A 19,791-nucleotide genomic window follows, 5' to 3' on the forward strand; every position below is an offset into this window, starting at 1 on the left:
CGGGCCAACACGGCGCGATGGCGGCTCCGTCCGAACGGTGAGGCCGACATGAGGGCAACACGCGGCCGGCATGCGGGCGACACGACGCCGACACGCCGGCCGCCCCACGCTGCACCAGGCGATTCCCGTGCCGTCGAGGCCGGTTCCGATCGCGTCCGAGCAGACCCGCTCACCGGCCTGGCCACGGCGGCCGGTAGCGGAGGCCCAACGCTGCGTACGGCCGCACCAGCAGCAGGCTCAGTATCAATCCCGACGACGTTCAGGACCCTTTGAAAGGCCGACAGTGTAAGCAGCCGGCGCATGTTCAGGCACAACCGGATACAGTGGACGAACCGGTGGAATCCGCTTATAACGTGATCCGGCTGGTGGACGCTGGTCCGGCTCACCCTTGTTCGGCCACAATGAGATCGCTCGTTCGGCCAACGCCGTGATCGTCAGCGACGGGTTGACGCCGAGATTGGCCGCGACCGCCGCACCGTCGACCACATGCAGGCCGTCATATCCGAAGATCCGGTGGTAGGGGTCGATAACCCCGTTGGCCGGGGAGTCCCCGATCGGGGCACCACCGAGGATGTGCGCTGTCATAGGAATATCAAGAACCTCCGGGAGCGTGCCACCCGGAAAGCCATCGACATGCTTCGCGATTCGCCGAGTCGCGTCATTGCCAGCCGGAATCCAGGTTGGATTTGGCTGACCGTGGCCCCGCGTGCTGGTGAGCCTGCAACGCCCGAACAGGCCCCGCCGCCGGACAAGGGTGAGCGAATTATCCCGCGACTGCATGACCAGCGAAATCATGGTGCGTTCCGACCATCGCCACGGCAGCGGTGAGAACAGCAGCGGCAATGGATGCCGCAGCGCTGCACCCACAAACACCAGCCAGCGGGGCAAACGATGATCGCCATCAGTCATGAGCGTGGCCAACAGCGCCATGGCGTTACTACCCCGACCATAACGGACGGGTTCGATATGGGTGTCCGCCGCCGGATAAAAGGATGACGTAATCGCCACCCCGCGAGCGAGCCGCTTGTCCGGTCGGAATCTGGTGGCGCCGATAATGGATTCCGAATTCGTGCGGGTCAGCTCGCCGACCCGGGACGACAGCGCCGGTAGCACGCCGGTATCCCGCATGGCTAGCAGGAGGCGCACGGTACCGAGCACCCCACCCGCGAATACGACCTGGTCCGCATGCCACCTCCGCTGTCCCCGGCTGACCCAGGAACCGGTGCGGACCGTACTGACTTCATAACCTCCGGTCGCCAGCGGACGAACCGCCTCAGCCTGGGTGTCGGGGAAAACCCGGACGCCCAGTTTCTCAGCCAGGTAAAGATAGTTGTAGTCGAGGGTGTTCTTCGCGTTCCAACGGCAACCGGTCATGCATTCACCGCATTCACGGCAGCCGGTACGGGTCGGCCCGGCACCTCCGAAATAGGGGTCCGCAACCTCGACACCGGGCTCCTTCTTACCGGCCCGGCCGAAAAAAACGCCCACGTCGGCCAAACGGAATGTATCGCCGGCACCCATTTCCTCGGCGACCGCCCGGTACACCTCGTCAGTATGGGTGGTCGTCGGGTTGGGTACCACCCCGAGCATCCGCTCAGCCTGGTCGTAGTAGGGCGCGAGCTCCTGTCGCCAATCGGTGATATGACTCCACTGACGATTGGCGTAGAAAGCGTCCAGTGGACGGTAGAGCGTGTTCGCGTAAACAACCGAACCACCACCGACAGCCGCCCCGGAAAGAACGAGGAGACGGCCGATCATATTAATTTTCTGAAATCCGTGGCAACCAAGTCGAGGCGCCCATAAATAACGACGAATTCTCCAGTTCGTTCGAGGGAGGGCAGCCGGGGGGAATCGCCGGCCGGCCTCCAGGACAACGACACGGTAGCCTTTTTCCGCAAGCCGGAGAGCGGTAACGCTTCCGCCGAAGCCAGAGCCGATCACAATCACGTCGGCGGCCAGCTCCGCACTCTCGTCACGTGCGGAGGTACTCGACCAGGGTCGCTGGGTCATCCTCGCCTCCGGCATGCCACCTTCCCACCTCCCGCAAACCGCCCCGTCCGGTGCCCGGCGGCTGACCCCCTGGATATCACCTGAACAGACCGCACCGCCATGCATGACCCGCCGGCCGCAAGCAGGGCCATGCTTTTCTGCGTACCCACAGAGAACCTCGCGACCGCTCAGTGGTCGGCGCTGGAAGTTCTTCGGGGGCTGTCGGATGCCAGGTGGATGCGTCGCGAGGCGGACCAGGCCCCGGTTAACGGTGTCCTACCTGGGCTGACGACAACGACGCGAGGTGCGTGCCTGGCCCCGCGACGCCGCGCGTCCCTATTGCCGGTCGCTCTAAGGCTGGCTGTCTCGCTAGGCCGCGCCGCTAGCTCGCTCGGGGCGCATACGAGCCTGTGCGCTCCCGGCGGCAGCCGCCTGCTCAATCGCGGCAAGCCCCGGCACGACCATAGCCTCCTGTCCCGTGGCGGCAGGGGCTGGAGCCCGCTGTGTGGTGGCGGCCGGAGCCGCCACCCACGAACGGCATGATCTGCACAGACATTCCGAGGACGACGCAGGCAAATGATCAAGACGGCGAAGCAAATGATCTACAGGATCGTCAACCCGGCCAGCTCCGAGACTTGGTCCGATGGTGTCCACCAGATGCATGGCCAGTTCCGCCGCACTCCACGAACCAACAGTGAGAATTCGGGCCAGCTGGTCACTGGCTGCGATAAGGGTTTCAGGATCGCGTCGTATCGCACGGGCCAGAGTCGCGACGACCTGTTTGGCAACGTCGGCAGCAAGATCCTTCGGTGTCACCGGCAGCGCCCGCTCGGATCCGGTGACAGGGGGCGTGGCAGGGGGCGTGACAGCGGTGATCGGCGGCGCGAGCGGAGCGGATGGGGCGGTGACAGGAGACTCTGCCGGCTCTCGCGTCGGTAGCAGGCCAGATGCCACCGCCGAGGGGTTTTCGATCACTGTCAAGGCCCTGGCCATAGCCATACCGGTGACGCGGGCCCGGCGCCGGGCCGCGGCGCTCGGCCTGTCCGAGGAAGTCTGTGTGCCGCCCTGCCGCCGCAGCGGCCCAGTGCCGGTGGATACGCCGCCAGCTATCGGGGCGGGGGTCCGCGATGCCGATCCGCCAACCAGGGTAGCCGGCTTGGCGGTTGGCTTGGCGGTTGGCTTGGCGGTTGGCTTGGCGGTTGGCTTGGCGGATGCCCGCAGCGCAGGGGCCGGCTCCGCGGACGCGGTCGCCCGGACCGCGTCGGACATGCTCAACGCAAAACTCGCGGGGCGGCGAACAGCCGGCCGGACCAGACCGATCAGCCAGCCGAGGCTACGCAACAGCCGGATCTGGCGTTGCACGTGGGTGCGGCTGTAACCGGTTTCGGTGGCCAGTGTCACAAGCCCGGGAGAACAGACCGCGGCGGGTCCGGGCAACGCCGGATTGGCCAGCTCGCAGCTCGGCACATCCACCGCGTGGCTGGCAAGAGCCAACGCGACGAGCTTTGCGGCACGTGGGAGACACGAGCGCAGCACCGCACGCTGCCAGGCGGTCCGATCCGCCACTGGCGTCCCGGAGTCGGATATGGGCAGGAGTACCAGGGCGCCGGGAATCGCCAGCTGTGTCCCAGCGTGAGCGTTGGTGAGCAACGCCTGCTGGATGTCGTCGACCACATTCCTCCTTCCGCAGTGGTGGTGCACGCGCCGCAGGGTAATGCACGCGGCGGGACCCGCGAGGCACCTGTCGGCGGCACCGAATTCCTTACCAGGAGTGTTCGTTGGCACGGTAAGAGGCTTCTCTGAGGACGTCGCCCAACCGCGTCCCAGCACGGTACCCCCTGGACACAGGGGAGCATGCGCCCCTCAACCGCCGTTGACACACGAAGACAACATGACTTCATGATGTCGTTGTGTCACTATTGGGTAATTGATCGTGTGTTGTAAGTAAAAATCACTGCCGCAGACAACTGGCGGGAACAGCCGTCCCGGGCCTCCAGTGGAGGGCCAGCGGGACTCCCATAAGAGCGCCCGGCAATAGGGGTGTGGATCAAGGAGCGGAGCTGGGGTGCGTGCATCGCGAGGCGACGGAGGCAGACACCGGAGGTGGTGGGTGGCGACCGACGAGCCGGGGTACCCGTGCATCGCGCAGCGATGGACGGGGAGCGATGCGGCGAGGTGCGTGCCCTGGCCCCGCGACGCCGCGTCCCCTATTGCCGGTCGCTCTAAGACGCCTGAACAGCGCGAGAAGACCTGCGAGCACCGTCCGGATCGCAGCGGACGAGCAGCCGACGCGTCCACGCGACCCGACGGCCCAGAGGCAGCGGCCAGAGTCCACCACCCGACACCCTGACGAGCCCACCGCGGACCCACATAGCTGCCGGCCCGTACGCGGAACCGCCAACGACACCGACCGCATCACATTTTCACAAATAATTATGATTAATCAATGAAACGTTACGCGACGAAACACGAAATACATCACATCGATCATGCTTTACGGCCTGCTTCGGAAGCCGTCATTCGATCAGGAAGCCGGACAGATGACTTCCGAAACACGCCCTGGCGACCGGCAACAAGGGAGGCTGCATCGCGGGGCTGGGGCACGCGCCTCACCTCATTATCATCGGTCGAAGCACAACACCAGAGCGCACCCCAACCCCACTCCTTGAGCTACACCCCTATTGTCAGGCGCTCTTGAACCGTTCCAGACTCAGCTGCCCATCACGAGCAAGAGTCCGACGCTCAAGATCAAGAAGGTGCCGCTTGCGGCCGATCCCACCCGAGTAACCGGTCAGCGCTCCGCTGGAACCGATCACCCGATGGCAGGGAATGACGATGGGAAGCGGATTACGGCTGTTGGCGAGCCCGACCGCGCGGAAGGCCGACGGCCGGCCGACAGCCGCGGCAATCTCGGCGTAGCTACGGGTTGCGCCATAAGGGATAGCCGCCACAGCTTCCCACACCGCCTGCTGGAACGGTGTGCCGGCCGGACGCAACGGTACGTTGAAGGCGGTCCGATCGCCCATGAAGTAGGCTTCGAGCTGCTCGATCGCGTCACGGAACGCAACTGGATCGGACTCAAGACCGTCCGGCCAGGGCGCGGCGGCATCCGGCTCGTTCATATGGATGGCACACAGCGCGACGCCATCACCGACAAGCAGCAACGGACCCAGCGGAGAAGTCATCTTGGCCTGTCGAGTGACGCTGTCCACGCGCGCTGACACTACCTTTCGAATACTACACAGAGAAACGATTCTGTCACAACGCGGCCTGAATAATCAGGCGGCGGGCCGAAGGAGCTTGATCGAGTTCAGTCTGAACACAGCCACCTGATCACAACCACGAGTGACGCATCAACATTTTCCGCACAGGTAGTCATCGGCAAGATCACACGAGACCACGGCGTACTCCTTCACGCTGTCAACCGCCTCAGCCTCCGGATGCGAGCCCAGCCAGGCCAGCAGCAGCAGCCGGCGCAGCAGGATGAAGGTCGCCATCATCGCCTCCTCCTCAGCCGACACCGACCGGTGTCGCCGGTAGGAGGTAAGCCACGCGTCCACCAGGTCACCAACCTCTGGCAGGTGTTCGATAAACGATAACGATGCAGCAAGATCATAAAGGTACCAGGTGAACCCGCAGTCGTCGAAATCGATAACTGTGAGCTCGTCCAGTCGTTCGTTGACCAGTAGATTCGCCAGCCTCATGTCAGCATGGACAAGCCCGAACCGATCGGCACCGCGGCCGAACCGGTCGATCCGACGGCGGATCTCGACAGCGGCCCGGGTCAGGAGTGCGACACAAGCCGGGTCAGCATCGGGCACGCTGTGCCGCCCGGTTCCATGCGGCTCGGTTCCATGCGGCCCGGTCCCGACAGCCGCACGCATACCGTCACGCCAGCTACCCCACCGGCCGCCCGCCCCCAGCGTTGTTCGCCATGTCCACTCAAAACGGGTGAAGCCGCTTGGACGCCGCCACACCCGGGCATGTTGATGGAGGAGTGCCGCGACCTCACCGAGTTCGGCAAACCTGCGTATGAGGCCCACGGTGTCCGACTGCTTCGGCGACGATCCTTCCACCCAGTCGAACAACACCGCGTAGCGCGGTTTCGCACAGACACCCGCAGCGGCCGGATCAGGCTCGATCATGCAAACCAGATCACCGCGACGAGTCGGCACGACCGACGGCGTGCGCACCACACCATCATGCCGTAACGCCTGCGTCCAGAGCAGCTCGGAGTTGATCTCTTCAAAGTGAAGATACCCGGGACGATGTAGCCGCAGTGCCCAGCGACGGCCCGTAGAGTGATCATCAATCTGGTAAGTGGAATTCTCCGAAACACACAGGAAGCTCACGGTGGGCGAAAAACCACAATCATAATTGGCAAGAACGCCCTCGATCATTACATCCGTCTGGTTTTGGTCAAACAGCACGAAATTTATCATAATCGCACCAGGCAATGTCCTGGGTAACAGGCCACGCGGCATGGCAAAAACGATCAACATGAGAACGCGCGGAGGACCATACCCAGGCACCCGCTCGGCCCGTCTCATGACGTCCAACGCCGACCAACGGACAGCCGACCAACGGACAAGCCGACCAGCCGCTACTCCAGAACCTTCCGGACAGCAGGTAGCCAGTCTCCACGCGCTACTCATCACGCTCAGCGGCACCTCCCCCAGACCTCAGCCGTGCCCGGAGCACCACCCTCCTCAGCTCATCGTGGGCACGGACCGCGCTGCCACGAGGCAGCTTCTTTTTGATCACTATGACCGTTTGAGCACAAAGATCACGGAGACTCTCAGCCATCGTGGCCAGGAGCGCGCGCCCCGCGCCCAGCGAGATCGGAAGGAATGTCCGGCCTTCACGTAGAGACCGCCGGGCAGCCCGGACCGCTCGGGCGGCTCCAGCTGTGGCGGCCAGCCCCACCGGAGCCGGGACACAGTCGGCCAGGGCAAACAGCACATCCCACAGGGAGGCTCGACCGCCAGCGTATTGGACGAGGGTGTCAGCGAGAACCACGAGCGCCGCGGCGAAGACAGCCCACGCCACGGGACCGCCAACGACCAGTACCACGACGCCCAGGACGGCTACAGCGACTTTCGCGGCCTGGACGGCAGCGTGCCAGAAGCGGCCGGCGTGCTCCAGCAGGCCTCCCCAGGGGCGCCAGGCCTTGTTTTTCAGGCCTGCTCGAGACGCGCTCCGGATCGAGCGCACGCAGATTGCCGCCGCCTCCGCCCGCATCTGGCTGGCGGTAAGAGCGAGCCGACGAGCCGCATCCAGATCCTCCTGAGCCGCATCGACGGTGCTTCTCGCCCGCTCCAGGTTGGCCCGCACGACGTCGTGGTCACGAATCGCCTGCGCCACCCGAGCCGGATCGGGCGGGGGAACCTCGACCGGGTGACGAGACGCCGGGATCAACTCCGAAAGGGCCGCCTCAGCGGTGATGAGGGCGATTCGCGCCGGGCCGACCAGAGCCTGGGCACGATCCCGGCGGGCGCGGGCGTCTCGGCCTCGGGCAAGCGCGCTGTCGGCCCGGGCCTGCGCGGCGTCCAGGTCCGGCGTGTAGGCACCCAGCGCGTCCCCGGCCATCCGATAGGAATTCGCGAGCTTCCGTAACTGCCCTGGGAGCTCGTCCGACTCGTCGCGGAATGCCGCACCCGACCGCCCCTGCCACGATATCGCGACATAATTGGCTGCTACCGCCGCCAGCTGCCCGTTGGCATGTTCCACGTCAGCGGCGAATTCCCGGAACCTCCGCGCCAGTTCCCGCAGCGAGAACGGATCTCCCGGCGTGGGATCGCCATCCAGATCGAGGACATCCCAGTCCGTGGGACGGGTCATCGAACAAACTCATGACGACAGTACGTACGCATTTTCATCGCTCCGGGCCGGGTCAGGGGTCTGGCCAGCCGAAAACAGCGCGACTACAGCTCCCTCCGCGCTGCCGGAAGCCGACGAGGCACCGGGCCGGATGGCCAATATGGACACATAAAAGATAACCCGGATACCCCGGCCGCACGCATGCCTCTCGCACCTTCAGGCGAGGAAAATATCAGGAGTCCCCGCTGAATGGTCGCGGTGCGGGACCGCGACGAGCGGAAATGCCGGTCACTCCACAGTTTTCCCGCCAGTCATGATCATTCCTTCCGGGGGCGGCGACCACTAGGATGCCAGCCCGCATCGCGCTGACCGCCTCCATCCGCCGGCGCTTCTGGCCACAACGCCCTTGTGTCCAGCCGATAACCTTGCGGCCAGCCGACCATGGCCCTACTCGTCGATCTGGAGCAAGCGGCCGGACCGGTCAGCGGAGGATGCCGGTATGACCGAGAGAGTAACGGCCAGGCTGGGGCCATACGCAGGCGCCGTGCGGACCCGGGCCGACTTTGATGCGCGCGAGCAGGCTGCCGTCCTTTGTCGAGATCGCGTAGACCTCGCTGTTGTAACGGCCCGTCAGCCACAGGACCGACCCATCGGCTGACACCCCGCCCATATCCGGGCTGCCCCCACCGGGGATCGACCACTTGGTCCGGACCTGGCGAGTCCCGAAATCAACGACGGAGACAGAGCCCTCACCACGGTTCGACACGTACATCGTGGTTGCGTCGCGACTCGGATAGAGGCCGTGCGCGCCTGCGCCGGTCGGCAAAAACCCGATCTTCGTAAAACGAATCGGGTCAACAAGGTAGAGGCCGCTAGCCATCATATCCGCCACATAGAGCACCTCGCCACGTGGGTCGATCTTAATGTCCTGTGGCATGCCCCCGACGGTCAGGTACCCGACAACAGCCGGTGCGCGAAGGTCCACCTTGACCAGCTTGCCGGAGAACTCGCAGGTGGCAACAAGAAACGAAGCGTCAGCGGCAAAGTCGATATGGTCGACGCCTGGGCAGTCGACCCTGAGTTGCGTGTGCAACCGCCAGGTATGCGGATCGTAGAAGTCCAGTCGTTGCAACGCCTCGGCGACGACGACCGCGTACTTCCCGTCCGGGGTGAAGTACATGTTGTAGGGGTCGTCAACACGGATGTTCGGTCCTTTGATCTTCCCAGTGGTCGGGTCGATCGGGGTCAAGCTGTTGCCGTCGTTGTTGGTGACGTACAGCGTTGACAGATCCCACGACGGGACGACGTGCTGGGGCCGGGCGCCGGTCACATAGTGGTCGATCACCTTGAACGTCGCCGGATCGACCACGTCAACGGTATTGCTGTCGCTGTTCGGAACGTAGACGAGCGGCCTGGCGTCACGGACGGCCGGGCTGAACTGGTTCATCCCATCAAACGCGTAGACATTCGACGGCGCTGGCTGCGGGGCTCCCACCGGAGGCGGGGACACCGCGGAGGTGGAAGCCACCCGGACATCCCGTGCCGGTGAACTCGACTGAACAGATGACGGTTTCGCCGAACCGGCGCTTCCGCCACAGGCCGCCAGCAGCGGAGCACACATGGCGGCAAGCAGCACAAGGCGCGACACCCGCCGTGATCGATCACCGCGAGATATATACACAGATCCGCTCCGAGTCCCCAGCGAGCAACAATGACATCGAAGGGTAACAGTAAACACACCGCTTGAATGTGGGCGGTGGCGGCGAGGCGAGACGAGACATTTTGATCACGGGTATCCCTGTTCGCATCATGATCAAAACATTTTGTAACCAGATCAGCACGCCCGCGAGCAACCACGGCGATCCCAACTGGCCAGCTGACAGGCAAGGTCCTCATCAACACGCCAACGCAAGAATTGTCTCTCTCATGTGCATATGGATGCGGTCCCGGCAGACTGGTCCGGCAAGATCCGTTCTGTGACAACCACCGTGGTCCCGAACCGTGAGTTCGCCGCCTTGTTCCCGCACCGGTACGCCGTCGTGGACGTCGAGACCTCGGGTCTGTCACCCCGGGTGGACCGCGTCCTGTCGGTCGCCGTCGTCCATGTTGCCGCGGACGGCACGGTCGAGCACAGCTGGTCGACCTTGCTCGATCCGGGCTGTGACCCTGGGCCGGTCCACATTCACGGCCTCACCCGTGAACGACTCGCGGGCAGCCCGACGTTCGGCCAGATCGTCGATTCACTGACGTCCCTGCTTGCCGGCCGGGTGTTCGTCGCCCACAACGCGGTGTTCGACTGGCAAATGATCGCGGCCGAGGCTGGCCGGGCCGACCTACGGCTTCCCGTCGATCGACGGCTGTGTACGCGGGCCCTCGCACGCCAACTCGACCTCCAACTGCCCAATCTGAAGCTGGCGACCCTCGCGGCACACTGGGGAATACCCCAACGACGGGCGCACGAAGCCGGCGAGGACGCCGCCGTCCTCGCCGCTCTGCTGCCCAAGCTCCTGCGCCTCGCCGCCAGTCGGGCCGTGGACCTGCCGCTGGTGACCTGCAACGGCTGACCCGGGAATAGAATCACGCGAGCGATCGGCCTTTTCTGCTGCGGGTGCGGGTGCGGGTGCGACGCTATCCGGGCGCTATCCGGGCACCGACCGTTGATCGGTCAGTCCAGGAGGGTCATGATGCCGCTTATGAGAACGTAGCCACCGCCAGCGGCGGCGAGCAGGATGAGAAGATCCTGTCCGTGCCGGTGCATCCATCCGTTGTAAGCGGCGAGGATCGCGCCCGTCCGCGCCGGAGCGACGATTCGCAAAATGATCGGAAGCTCCACCATCTGGAGGACGAAAACAGCACACAGCAACAGCAGCAGTGCGGTTTCAGTGTTGCTGCTGTGGGAATCAGCAAGATCCTTTATCGCACTGATGTAGAGCAACGACGGCAGATACGTGACCACCCCCAGCAGGTAAACGCGACCAAGTCCAGGGTGCCGTCCAGGCGCGCCGTTCGCTCCCGTGTCCTTGCCGGGTTCACTCGGTTCGTTCTGTCTATCCAGCCTGTCGCTATCCCTGCTGGCATCCCTGTCGGCACGCTTTCGCCGCCGGGTGAGGCGAACCGCTACGAACAGCAGCGCAACCCCGAGGAAAACCTGGATTCCACCGCCCGGCGCGGGATGCTGCCGTTCGGTCAGGCCCGAGCCGCGCAAGGCCAACAAAATTGCTATCCCCGCGACGAAAGTGACTGTCGCGGTGCCCGCCAGATAGGCGTACGCATGCCGCATCGAGGCGGGCTCTCCAAGGTAACGCAATACAATGGCCAGGCCCAGCGGATAAATGCCGGCGGCAAGCGCAAGGGGCAACGCGCTAGTCACCGCGCCGCCCCTTCACGGACCTGCCCCCACCAGAGTCACCGACGCCGCGTGATCCCCCAGCCGTCCCATGGTCACCTTCTTCGTTCCCGCTGCCGCCACAATATGCTCCCGCACCTCGCCCCGCTCCACCCGAACTGGGTGAGCAGCACGGACGGGTAAGTCGCTCATACGCTTCGTGAACGGACCGGCAACCTGGGTACACCACTGGGGATACCGCTGCATCCGCCGGAAACCGGTGGGTCCGGCACCCGCGGGAGCACAGGGAGAAAAATGGACTATCCGCTGATTGCCGATCACGGCTTGATCGGCGACCTGCACACAGCCGCACTGGTTACGAAAGATGGCGAGATCGACTGGTTCTGCGCGCCACGGTTCGATTCACCGAGCGTTTTCGCGGCGCTGCTCGACCGTGCGAAAGGGGGACATTTCCGCATTGCTCCAGCCGAACCAGGATACGTATCCAAACAGCTCTACTTTCCCGACAGCGCGATACTCATCACCCGTTTCATGACCGATGCGGGTGTGGGTGAAGTGGTTGACTTCATGCCGGTTGTGGACACGAAGCGCGCCACCGACAACCATCGGCTGGTCCGGCTGGTCCGGGTCGTACGCGGTGAGATGCGCTTCACGTTCGACTGTATGCCGCGGTTCGACTACGGCCGCGCCACCCATACCCTGGATGTGACTGGTGCGGGAGCGGTCTTCCGGGCGAACGGTATACAGCTCACGATGCATCCGGCCCGAACGATCGGCTGGGCCTCGGCCGACCGCATCCGGAATCCGCGGGGTGACGGTATTCAAGGATCGGCGAACCTGCATGCGGGCGAGATCGGCGCGGTGATGCTGGAAACCGGTGCGGCCGGGCCACCGCGCCAACTGGCCAGAGATGAAATTATCTCGATGTTTGACGAGACCGTCGCATTCTGGCGTGGTTGGCTGGGCCGGTCGACCTATCATGGCCGCTGGCGGGAACAGGTGTACCGCTCGGCCATGACGCTGAAGCTGATGACCTACGCACCCACCGGCGCGCTGGTGGCGGCGCCCACCGCGGGGCTACCCGAGCAGGTGGGCGGCGAACGTAACTGGGACTACCGCTTCACCTGGATCCGCGACGCCTCGTTCTCGGTGTACGCGCTGCTCGGGCTCGGGTATGTGGAAGAAGCCCGGATGTTCGTCGGCTGGCTGTCCGACCGGGTGGAGGAACAAGCGGGCGACGGATCCGGACCGCTAAGGTTGATGTACCGCGTGGACGGGTCATCCGATCTGGACGAAGAGCTTCTCGAGCACCTTGAGGGGTATCGCGGCTCCCGACCGGTGCGTATCGGCAACGGCGCTGCCGACCAGCTCCAGCTCGACATCTATGGCGAAGCGCTGGACTCCATCTATTTCGCCGATCACAAGGGTGTCAATCTCAGTCATTCAGGATGGATGCGGTTGCTCCGGATTCTCGACTGGCTGTGCAGCCACTGGGACTCCCCGGAGGAGGGCATCTGGGAAACCCGCGGCGGACGGGCCGACTTCACCTACGGCCGGATCAACTCCTGGACAGCCTTCGATCGGGCCATCCGGCTCGCCGCCGAGCACGGCCGGCCCGGCGACCAGGAGCGGTGGGCACGGGAGCGCGAGCGGATCTACCAGCAGGTCATGGATCGTGGCTGGAACGAAAAGCGTGGGGCCTTCATCCAGCACTACGGCACCGAGGTGCTGGACGCCTCTCTCCTGCGCATGGTGCAGGTCGGCTTCGTCACGCCGGACGACCCGATGTGGCTGTCCACGCTCGACGCGATGAACTCCGAACTCGTCTCCGACAGCCTCGTCTACCGCTACAACACGGAGGCCTCGCCGGACGGGCTGCGCGGCTCGGAGGGGACGTTCTCGCTGTGCACGTTCTGGTATGTCGACGCGCTTGCTCGCTCAGGCCGGCTCACCGAGGCACAGTTCATCTTCGAGAAGATGCAGACCTACGCCAACCATCTGGGGCTGTACTCCGAGGAGATCGGGCTCACCGGCGAGCAGCTGGGCAACTTCCCACAGGCGTTCACCCATCTCGCAATGATCAATGCCGCGATCAACCTGGACCGGCGGCTGAACCGTGCCGAGAGCGTCTCCCCGGCCGGGCGTGCGTTCACCACGGCCGGCCTCGCCAGGCTGGTCGGCCATAGCAGCTCATGACCCGGGACATCGAGCGCAGAGCAGTGATCGGCGGATCGGTCCACTCATCGAGGTGGATACGCAGCACCAAAAGTAACTATAAATAATCAATATACATCTCATCGTAACAGACCATGGGCGGTTGATAATTTTTGCATACGATCCGCCATATTTTTGACACTTAAAGTAATTTTTGTTTCCCTAATGCACGTGCGAACGACCGTGCTATATCCTGCGCAGGAAGTACGTGCATCTGCACGCACACCGAGGCTCCCGCCAAGCGGGAGGAGGTGAGTTCCGCCGGCGGGCTGCTCATGTTCATGTGCCTGTCCAGACGAGCGTGACCGCGTCCGTGCGAGCCACGCCCAGTAATGCGTGCAAGACCGCGAAGCGAGTTCCGACATGCGCACCACCCCGCCACCGGTGCACAACTATGATCTTTTCGCGTCGCTGGCGGCCAACCGAAATCGAGGGAGACCACCATGCAGGAGATCTACAACGGAATATCCGCGACCGCGCTGCCGCAGGTCACGTGGCAGAAGAGCCAGCGGAGCAACTCACAGGGAAACTGCGTGGAGCTGGCCCGCCTCTCAGCGGACTCCATCGCGGTCCGCAACTCCAGGCACCCCGAAGGTCCCGCACTGATCTACACCCGCGCCGAAATCGAAGCGCTCATCCTCGGTGCCAAGGACGGCGACTTTGACAACCTGATCCAGTAGAGACCTCATATGAGCCCGAGACCACTAGGACGCTTCGCGCCCTCTACTGGCGCGAAGAACATCATGGTCCGGGTGCGGTCCAGCTCGTGTCAGGTGTCGCTGAGGATCCGGCTGAGAGCATCGGTGCTGTCAGCCGGAAGCAGGCTGTCGAGACAGAGGCGGTTCATGACGTTCAGGTAGCGGTCAACCTCTTCTCGCCTGTCCAGGTAGACGGCACCGCCGAGCTGTTCCAGGTAAACAACGTCCGGTAGATTTTTTCCAGGGAAACGCAGGATGCTGAATGCACCGCCCTCAGCGGCGTGACCACCGAAATGGAACGGCATGATCTGGAAAGTAAGATTCGGTCGTTCCGTGAGCGCCATCAGGTGCTCAAGCTGAGCGCGCATCACCTCGGGCCCACCTATCGGACGCCGCAAGGCAGCCTCATCCACAACTACCCATAACCTAGGACGATCTGGCTTCATCAGCAGCTTCTGCCGGTTCATCCGCACACTGATCCGACGCTCGATGGTTTCAGCCGGAATCCCCTTGTAACCCTGAGTTATGATGGCACGAGCGTAGTCTTCGGTCTGGAGCAGGCCCGGAATGAACTGGATCTCGTAGGTTCGGATCAGTACCGCGGCCTCCTCCAGCCCGATGTAGAACGGGAACCAGCCCGGCAGGACGTCGCTGTGGCTGTGCCACCACCCAGGCCGGTTGGCTTCGCGAGCCAACGACAACAACGGCGTCCGCTCGGCTTCGTCCAGGATCCCGTAGAGCGTGAGTAGATCAGCAACGTCGCGCTCTTTGAAGCCGACCCGCCCCAGCTCCAGGCGACTGATCTTTGATTCGGATGCCCGGATGCTGTAAGCCGCATCCTCACGACTGATGCCGTTGTCCTCACGAAGCCGACGGAGCTGAGAACCCAGGATGATCCGACACACGGTCGGACCGCCTCCAGCGTCAACGGTCGCCACGGTCGGCCCCCTCGGCATCAGTCGACGCAAGAGTACGTTATCCGATCTTCCGGCGCCGCATCTGCGCTTCCAGACCTCTGCACGTGCACCCGAGCCTTGCATCTGCATGCTATAAACGCCATGATGTGCAGGCACCCTCACTCATGCCGCGAAAGTGAGGATCTGGGAGGCCGTGATGACAACTCACGGCGCATGCTTGCCCTGTCTCGCGGCGCTGACGGCTCGCGGGGGAGGGCCGTCAGCGGGGCAGAGCTTCCGACGAACGGCGGGTGGTGGGCTAGCGGCTGCCCACCGCCGGAATTCCAGCAGAATGACTGCGGGAATGCACAGTAGGGACCGATTGGCAAACATGATGGTCGGGCAGCCGTGGTCAGCAATCGTCGGCACCACGGAACATCCCACCATCAGCTGGAACGCGGCTGACCGCTGGACGCCTGCCAGCTCGGATATCGAGCCGGTGTTTGACTGCGTCAACGGTGCAACCGGCCGAGCGCGGGGGGCCAAGGGGATCGCATAGCGATCCCCTTGGAGTACGGTGCAGGATTTCCGCACATGCGCGCCGCTGCTGGCAAGACCCCCGGAGGGGCTGTGGTGACAGGCAATGATGCCAACCGCACGGACACCGACTGTGGAGTCCAGCTACCGATCAACATCCATGTGCTGATGTGGCGCGCGGACGGGTCGGTTCTGCTGGGGCGTTCCGGTGAGCCGGATTCACCCTGGCGGCTACCGTGGGGCGAGTTACACGGCGGTGAGCCAGCAATAGAGGCTGTGCTCCGGATCGCCGACGACACGGTATCGGTAATGGCCATGGCAGCGCATGTGTGGCTCGCGCATGTGGCACATCATTATTATGCCGATACCGGTGAACGGGTGGAGCTGTTCTTCCGGCTGACACACTGGCGCGGGATGCCCTCGCCCGGCCAGGACCCGCGAACAAACCAGCTTCAATGGCATCATCTAGACGCTCTGCCGGAGTCGCTTACCGCCCTGGACCGGGAGGCGCTGGCCCGCTGGCAGGACAATGACATGTATTCAGAACTGGGCTGGAATCCCCGGGTGGGTGCTGCCCCGCGGCTGCGCGGCATCGCGGGCTTCCGGGCGTCGTCATAGGACGACGGTCCCATCGGCCATCCCAGTCGCAGTTGGGCGACATGCCAGCCCGGCATGGCCGGGTGCCGTTTTCTGGGCTGGCGGTCAGTGTGCCCGTGCCCCAGTGGTTCCGGTGACCACGGGATGCACCTGGAATGCGTCACAGATAGTCGTCTGTCGATCGATGTGCTGACCGCCCCCCTGATTCGGTGGTGTGATCACGAAACTTGCGTACGGCAGGCATGCGTCCTTTTCACCTGATTTGTCCGCGGCGCGGACTGCCGTCCACTCAACCCCGAAGGACGCGCTGTGCTGTGGCTGGAGGACAACCGTTCCGGGTGGGCTCACCCGGAACAGGCTGCCGCCCTCGGAGCGAGCGGCGGGCCGTTCCTGGCGGCCTTCGCTGTTCAACGCGACCACGGCTGGATAGCCGATCAGCGAACATGGCCGGTCGGAGATATCGGTGAGGATGACGACGAATCCCTGACGTTCGGCGGACGCGGCAGTTGTCATCGGCCCGGCGTCAAGCCGTAACTCGGACTCACCGCACACCGGCGGTGATCCAGGCGCAGGAGTCAGCTGGCCACCGGCTATGGGCGACGGCCGCGGGGAGGAACCCTGGTCGCTGCCAGTCTGCGCCCTGATGCCCGCTTCGGCACCGAGCGGCGCCTGGATCTTCGTCGGGGTAGCGACGGACGCTGGCGTGGCACCGCCGGAACTGCATGCGCCAGCCGCGGCGCCGAGAAGAAACAGTCCGGCTCCGATCGCGATGAGCCGGGCCACAGCGGTCCGGGGTTTTTGCACCATAAACTGGAAGTCTCGCACTCCCTGGGAACGCCTCGAAAACGCCCACCGTGGCCAGCCCTCCACGGCTCAATGAAGCAAGCACGGCGACCTGCGAGCATGAGGACATGAGCATCGGAATCGATGTAGAAGGTGCCGACCGGACCACCGGAGGGAACACGCATGAGCTGCTCGGGCTGACTGTCGATGTCACAGCCAACAGCGGCAGCCTCATGATCGGCCCACCTCTGCTTAACTCCGGCGGCACGTTGTGGGGCGGTTGTGGGCTGGCTGCGGCGATCGCGGTCAGCGAGAGCATCCTCGATCGAGGCTGCCTGTGGGCGACCGTTCAGTACATCTCCCCCATTGAGACCAACGCGTGTCTCAGTCTTCACCTGGAGGTGGGCCAACACGGGCGGAGCCTGTCCCAAGCAGCTGTCCGCGGCACGATCAACGGCCGGCTCGCCATGCTGGCCACGGGCACCTTCGGAGGCACGACCGGCGACAGCCTGCAGTTCGGTGGCCCGCCCGAGGGCATCTCCTCAGAGCCACTCGACTGCCCGCCGCGGATCCACACCAGCAGCGGCGGTGACATTCAGGAGGCGGGAGGCATGCTCGCTCAGATTGAACAGCGTTGGGCCCGTCCCCCACGGTCAACGCTTGACGGCAATCCGGGTTCAGGTCACTGCGCTCTGTGGGCACGGCTACCTCAACCCATGCTGACCTCGCCAGCCTCGATCGCAATCCTCGCCGATCTGGCGCCAACCGCTGTCATCGACGCGGTGGGCAGGCCTTTCTACACACTCAGCCTGGACAACAGCCTGCGGGTCGGACGCATAGCCCAGACGGACTGGGTGCTGGTCGATGCCCGGGTCGAAGCCGTGATCCGCGGTGTGGCCCAGATCACCGCCAGAATATTCGACAAAAATGGACAACTGCTAGCAGTAGCGAGCCAATCAGCCAAGCTGCTCCCGCCTCGAGCATCCTGACCCCCGGCGTACCGGCCAAGCCCACGGCCCCCGCCACCTATCGCGGTATCCGCTGGATGTGCCCCTCGCTCGGCGCATCCCCGCCAAGCCTGGTAGGTTGACGGTGTTGCAGTTGGAGCTTCCTCGAACGTTCAAACGCCCCAGAGTCTGACAGCGGGCGTTTTTCGTTTCTCCGGTCTTTTCCGGCAGTGGGACGATCCCACCGCGGCAACCTAGTATTCGCAGCGGGCGGGCTTGGTCCAGCCCCACGAAGGAGACGACACATGGCTCAGGGCACCGTGAAGTGGTTCAACGGCGAGAAGGGTTTCGGGTTCATCGCCCAGGACGGCGGCGGTCCCGACGTGTTCGTCCACTACTCGGCGATCGACAGTGCCGGCTACCGCAGCCTGGAAGAGAACCAGCGCGTCGAGTTCGAGGTTACGCAAGGTCAGAAGGGCCCGCAGGCGGAGCACGTCCGCCCTGTCTGAGCCCCTCGGTGTGGAGCGCTCGCCGACGTGGGCGCTCCACACCGGCACGTCCAACAGATCATGAAAACTCGTTCCTGGCACTGACCGAATGCTCGGCGCTGCTCCGGGGCGAAGGAGCGGGGCTGGGGTGCGTGCGGCGCAAGGCAGAGAAGGAAGTCCCCCTGGTGCTGGGTGACGACCGACGACAACGCGGCGAGGTGCGTGCCCCAGCCCCGCGACGCCGCGTCCCCTATTGCCGGTCGCTCTAAGTGGTCGCCGAGATAAACGCTTCAACCATCCGCGAGAGCGGAATCCCACCGAGAGCCCTCGGATCCCACGCCGCCAGAACTACGTGGCAAAAATTACGCTGCGGACAGGATCCGCTGGGGCCCAGCGCCAGACGGATATCGGCTTTCATATCCGGGAAGAGAAGCCTCGGGTTCTCGACGGGCCGATGGTCAGCCCTGTCAGGCAGCAACCTTGTCAATTGGAACGTTCCCACTTTCGTGGACACTTCTTACCATGCCGCGGATCTTGTCCTTCCGTCACATTCGAGTCCGGGCTCTTCAGGCGTGCGGCGGCTGATCGTGGAATGGATCCACTGCCGGTTGTAGCAGACATCGTGGGATCGTGGCCGGCCTGACGTTCCTAGCCGACCGACTGAAGATCGACCGGTGTTCGCCCACGGTATGGACCCCTGACCAGTTGCGCGTCTCTGACCAGTTGCGCGCCTTCGTCAGGCACCTCCAAGACGACCGGCTCTATGCCATGTACCTCCTGGCGGTCACCACCGGGATGCGGCGCGGTGCTCTGGTCGGCGTTCGTCGCCCCGATGTCAACCTCAACGTGGCCACCGTCTCACCAAGCCAGCCCCGCATCGTCATCAACGACAAGGCAGTGGACGGCGCACAGAGCGCTGGCCCGTGCACTTCATCCGTGGTCGTCCGCCAGCATCCGTGCTCGTTCATCGGCTTGGCTGTCATCATCGGGCGGTAGGCGGGGCGGAATCAAGCGGTCAAGGCGACACATGCCTTTCCAGCAGATCGTTGAACACCTCTACCGGCTTGCGCCAGCCCAACGTCTCACGAGGCCTGCCATTCAACTCTGCGGCCACTCTATCGAGATCCTCCTGGGAATGCAAGGACAGATCCGTGCCCTTCGGGAAATACTGCCGAAGAAGGCCGTTGGTGTTCTCGTTCGAACCCCGCTGCCACGGCGAATGCGGATCGCAAAAATAGACTGGCATGCCGGTTCTCACGGTAAAATCGGCGTGCCGGGCCATCTCCTTGCCCTGGTCCCAGGTCACGCTGTTCCGGAAGAACTCAGGCAGGGTTTCCATCTTCTTCGCGAGCAGGTAGACGACGCGTTCGGCGTTACGGTCGTAGGGAATCCGCACCAGCATGACGAACCGCGCGCTACGATCTACCAGCGTCGCGATCTGGGACTTGTTTCCCTTCCCGATTATCAAGTCCCCTT

General features: G+C 64.0%; 17 protein-coding genes. 7 read left to right on the forward strand and 10 right to left on the reverse strand.

The annotated features are described in order from the left end of the window. Positions 1–243: 243 nt before the first annotated feature. The 6 genes from MJ785_RS00925 to MJ785_RS00950 form a co-directional block, all read right to left on the reverse strand. Positions 244–2,010: an FAD-dependent oxidoreductase gene (locus tag MJ785_RS00925; RefSeq protein ID WP_239344790.1), complete on the reverse strand. Its 1,767-nt coding sequence runs from the start codon at positions 2,008–2,010 to the stop codon at positions 244–246. Between the two features lie 348 nt (positions 2,011–2,358). Further along, positions 2,359–3,663, reverse strand: a complete 1,305-nt coding sequence (locus MJ785_RS00930) for a hypothetical protein (RefSeq protein ID WP_239379898.1) — start codon at positions 3,661–3,663, stop codon at positions 2,359–2,361. 1,010 nt (positions 3,664–4,673) lie between these two features. Further along, on the reverse strand, positions 4,674–5,174 hold the full coding sequence (locus MJ785_RS00935; protein WP_239310299.1) for a methylated-DNA--[protein]-cysteine S-methyltransferase: 501 nt from the start codon (positions 5,172–5,174) through the stop codon (positions 4,674–4,676). A gap of 168 nt (positions 5,175–5,342) precedes the next feature. Then, entirely contained in the window at positions 5,343–6,419 is a 1,077-nt protein-coding gene (locus tag MJ785_RS00940; RefSeq protein WP_239379899.1) for a phosphotransferase enzyme family protein, read from the reverse strand. Positions 6,420–6,636: 217 nt separating this feature from the next. Beyond that, the gene (locus MJ785_RS00945) at positions 6,637–7,830 is read right to left on the reverse strand and encodes a WXG100 family type VII secretion target (RefSeq protein WP_239379900.1); all 1,194 of its coding nucleotides are present in this window, start codon (positions 7,828–7,830) and stop codon (positions 6,637–6,639) included. A 460-nt stretch (positions 7,831–8,290) separates the two neighbouring features. After that, positions 8,291–9,337: a YncE family protein gene (locus MJ785_RS00950; protein WP_239310284.1), complete on the reverse strand. Its 1,047-nt coding sequence runs from the start codon at positions 9,335–9,337 to the stop codon at positions 8,291–8,293. A gap of 448 nt (positions 9,338–9,785) precedes the next feature. Between MJ785_RS00950 and MJ785_RS00955 the strand changes: the two genes are divergently transcribed. Next, complete coding sequence (locus tag MJ785_RS00955) at positions 9,786–10,373, forward strand: exonuclease domain-containing protein (RefSeq protein ID WP_239310285.1); 588 nt, start codon at positions 9,786–9,788, stop codon at positions 10,371–10,373. Positions 10,374–10,474: 101 nt separating this feature from the next. Here MJ785_RS00955 and MJ785_RS00960 read toward each other — a convergent pair whose 3' ends face one another. Continuing rightward, positions 10,475–11,179: a GAP family protein gene (locus MJ785_RS00960; RefSeq protein ID WP_239310286.1), complete on the reverse strand. Its 705-nt coding sequence runs from the start codon at positions 11,177–11,179 to the stop codon at positions 10,475–10,477. Positions 11,180–11,449: 270 nt separating this feature from the next. Here MJ785_RS00960 and MJ785_RS00965 point away from each other — a divergent pair, with 270 nt between their 5' ends. Next, positions 11,450–13,351 carry a glycoside hydrolase family 15 protein gene (locus MJ785_RS00965; protein ID WP_239310287.1) on the forward strand — a complete coding sequence of 634 codons (1,902 nt, stop codon included), beginning with the start codon at positions 11,450–11,452 and terminating at the stop codon, positions 13,349–13,351. 461 nt (positions 13,352–13,812) lie between these two features. Then, positions 13,813–14,049: a DUF397 domain-containing protein gene (locus tag MJ785_RS00970; RefSeq protein WP_239310288.1), complete on the forward strand. Its 237-nt coding sequence runs from the start codon at positions 13,813–13,815 to the stop codon at positions 14,047–14,049. An 89-nt stretch (positions 14,050–14,138) separates the two neighbouring features. Here MJ785_RS00970 and MJ785_RS00975 read toward each other — a convergent pair whose 3' ends face one another. Further along, a complete protein-coding gene (locus tag MJ785_RS00975) occupies positions 14,139–15,005 on the reverse strand; it encodes a helix-turn-helix transcriptional regulator (protein ID WP_239376894.1) in 867 nt (288 codons plus the stop codon). Between the two features lie 591 nt (positions 15,006–15,596). On the opposite strand from MJ785_RS00975, the gene MJ785_RS00980 reads away from it, so the two are divergent. Further along, positions 15,597–16,118: an NUDIX domain-containing protein gene (locus MJ785_RS00980; RefSeq protein ID WP_239379901.1), complete on the forward strand. Its 522-nt coding sequence runs from the start codon at positions 15,597–15,599 to the stop codon at positions 16,116–16,118. 84 nt (positions 16,119–16,202) lie between these two features. Here the strand turns inward: MJ785_RS00980 and MJ785_RS00985 are convergent, their stop codons facing one another. Next, positions 16,203–16,904 carry a DUF4232 domain-containing protein gene (locus tag MJ785_RS00985; RefSeq protein ID WP_239310291.1) on the reverse strand — a complete coding sequence of 234 codons (702 nt, stop codon included), beginning with the start codon at positions 16,902–16,904 and terminating at the stop codon, positions 16,203–16,205. A gap of 104 nt (positions 16,905–17,008) precedes the next feature. Here MJ785_RS00985 and MJ785_RS00990 point away from each other — a divergent pair, with 104 nt between their 5' ends. The 3 genes from MJ785_RS00990 (at position 17,009) to MJ785_RS01000 (ending at position 19,311) form a co-directional block, all read left to right on the forward strand. Beyond that, positions 17,009–17,869: a thioesterase family protein gene (locus MJ785_RS00990; protein WP_239310292.1), complete on the forward strand. Its 861-nt coding sequence runs from the start codon at positions 17,009–17,011 to the stop codon at positions 17,867–17,869. 263 nt (positions 17,870–18,132) lie between these two features. Next, positions 18,133–18,336 (forward strand): cold-shock protein, encoded by a 204-nt coding sequence (locus tag MJ785_RS00995; RefSeq protein ID WP_239310293.1) that lies wholly within the window; start codon positions 18,133–18,135, stop codon positions 18,334–18,336. A 609-nt stretch (positions 18,337–18,945) separates the two neighbouring features. Beyond that, entirely contained in the window at positions 18,946–19,311 is a 366-nt protein-coding gene (locus MJ785_RS01000; protein ID WP_239379902.1) for a hypothetical protein, read from the forward strand. Positions 19,312–19,330: 19 nt separating this feature from the next. Here MJ785_RS01000 and MJ785_RS01005 read toward each other — a convergent pair. Next, positions 19,331–19,791, reverse strand: a 461-nt coding sequence (locus MJ785_RS01005; RefSeq protein ID WP_239379903.1) for an IS30 family transposase, incomplete at its 5' end; no start/stop codon positions are given.

The organism is Protofrankia sp. CiT1, assembly GCF_917627335.1.
GTDB lineage: Bacteria > Actinomycetota > Actinomycetes > Frankiales > Frankiaceae > Protofrankia.

Excerpts from the sequence above, each read along its gene's own strand:
- MJ785_RS00990 (WP_239310292.1), top strand. The coding sequence starts at position 17,009 with ATGAGCATCGGAATCGATGTAGAAGGTGCCGACCGGACCACCGGAGGG.
- MJ785_RS00970 (WP_239310288.1), top strand. The coding sequence starts at position 13,813 with ATGCAGGAGATCTACAACGGAATATCCGCGACCGCGCTGCCGCAGGTC.
- MJ785_RS00995 (WP_239310293.1), top strand. The coding sequence starts at position 18,133 with ATGGCTCAGGGCACCGTGAAGTGGTTCAACGGCGAGAAGGGTTTCGGG.
- MJ785_RS00945 (WP_239379900.1), bottom strand. The coding sequence starts at position 7,830 with ATGACCCGTCCCACGGACTGGGATGTCCTCGATCTGGATGGCGATCCC.
- MJ785_RS00935 (WP_239310299.1), bottom strand. The coding sequence starts at position 5,174 with ATGACTTCTCCGCTGGGTCCGTTGCTGCTTGTCGGTGATGGCGTCGCG.
- MJ785_RS00925 (WP_239344790.1), bottom strand. The coding sequence starts at position 2,010 with ATGACCCAGCGACCCTGGTCGAGTACCTCCGCACGTGACGAGAGTGCG.
- MJ785_RS00965 (WP_239310287.1), top strand. The coding sequence starts at position 11,450 with ATGGACTATCCGCTGATTGCCGATCACGGCTTGATCGGCGACCTGCAC.
- MJ785_RS00985 (WP_239310291.1), bottom strand. The coding sequence starts at position 16,904 with ATGGTGCAAAAACCCCGGACCGCTGTGGCCCGGCTCATCGCGATCGGA.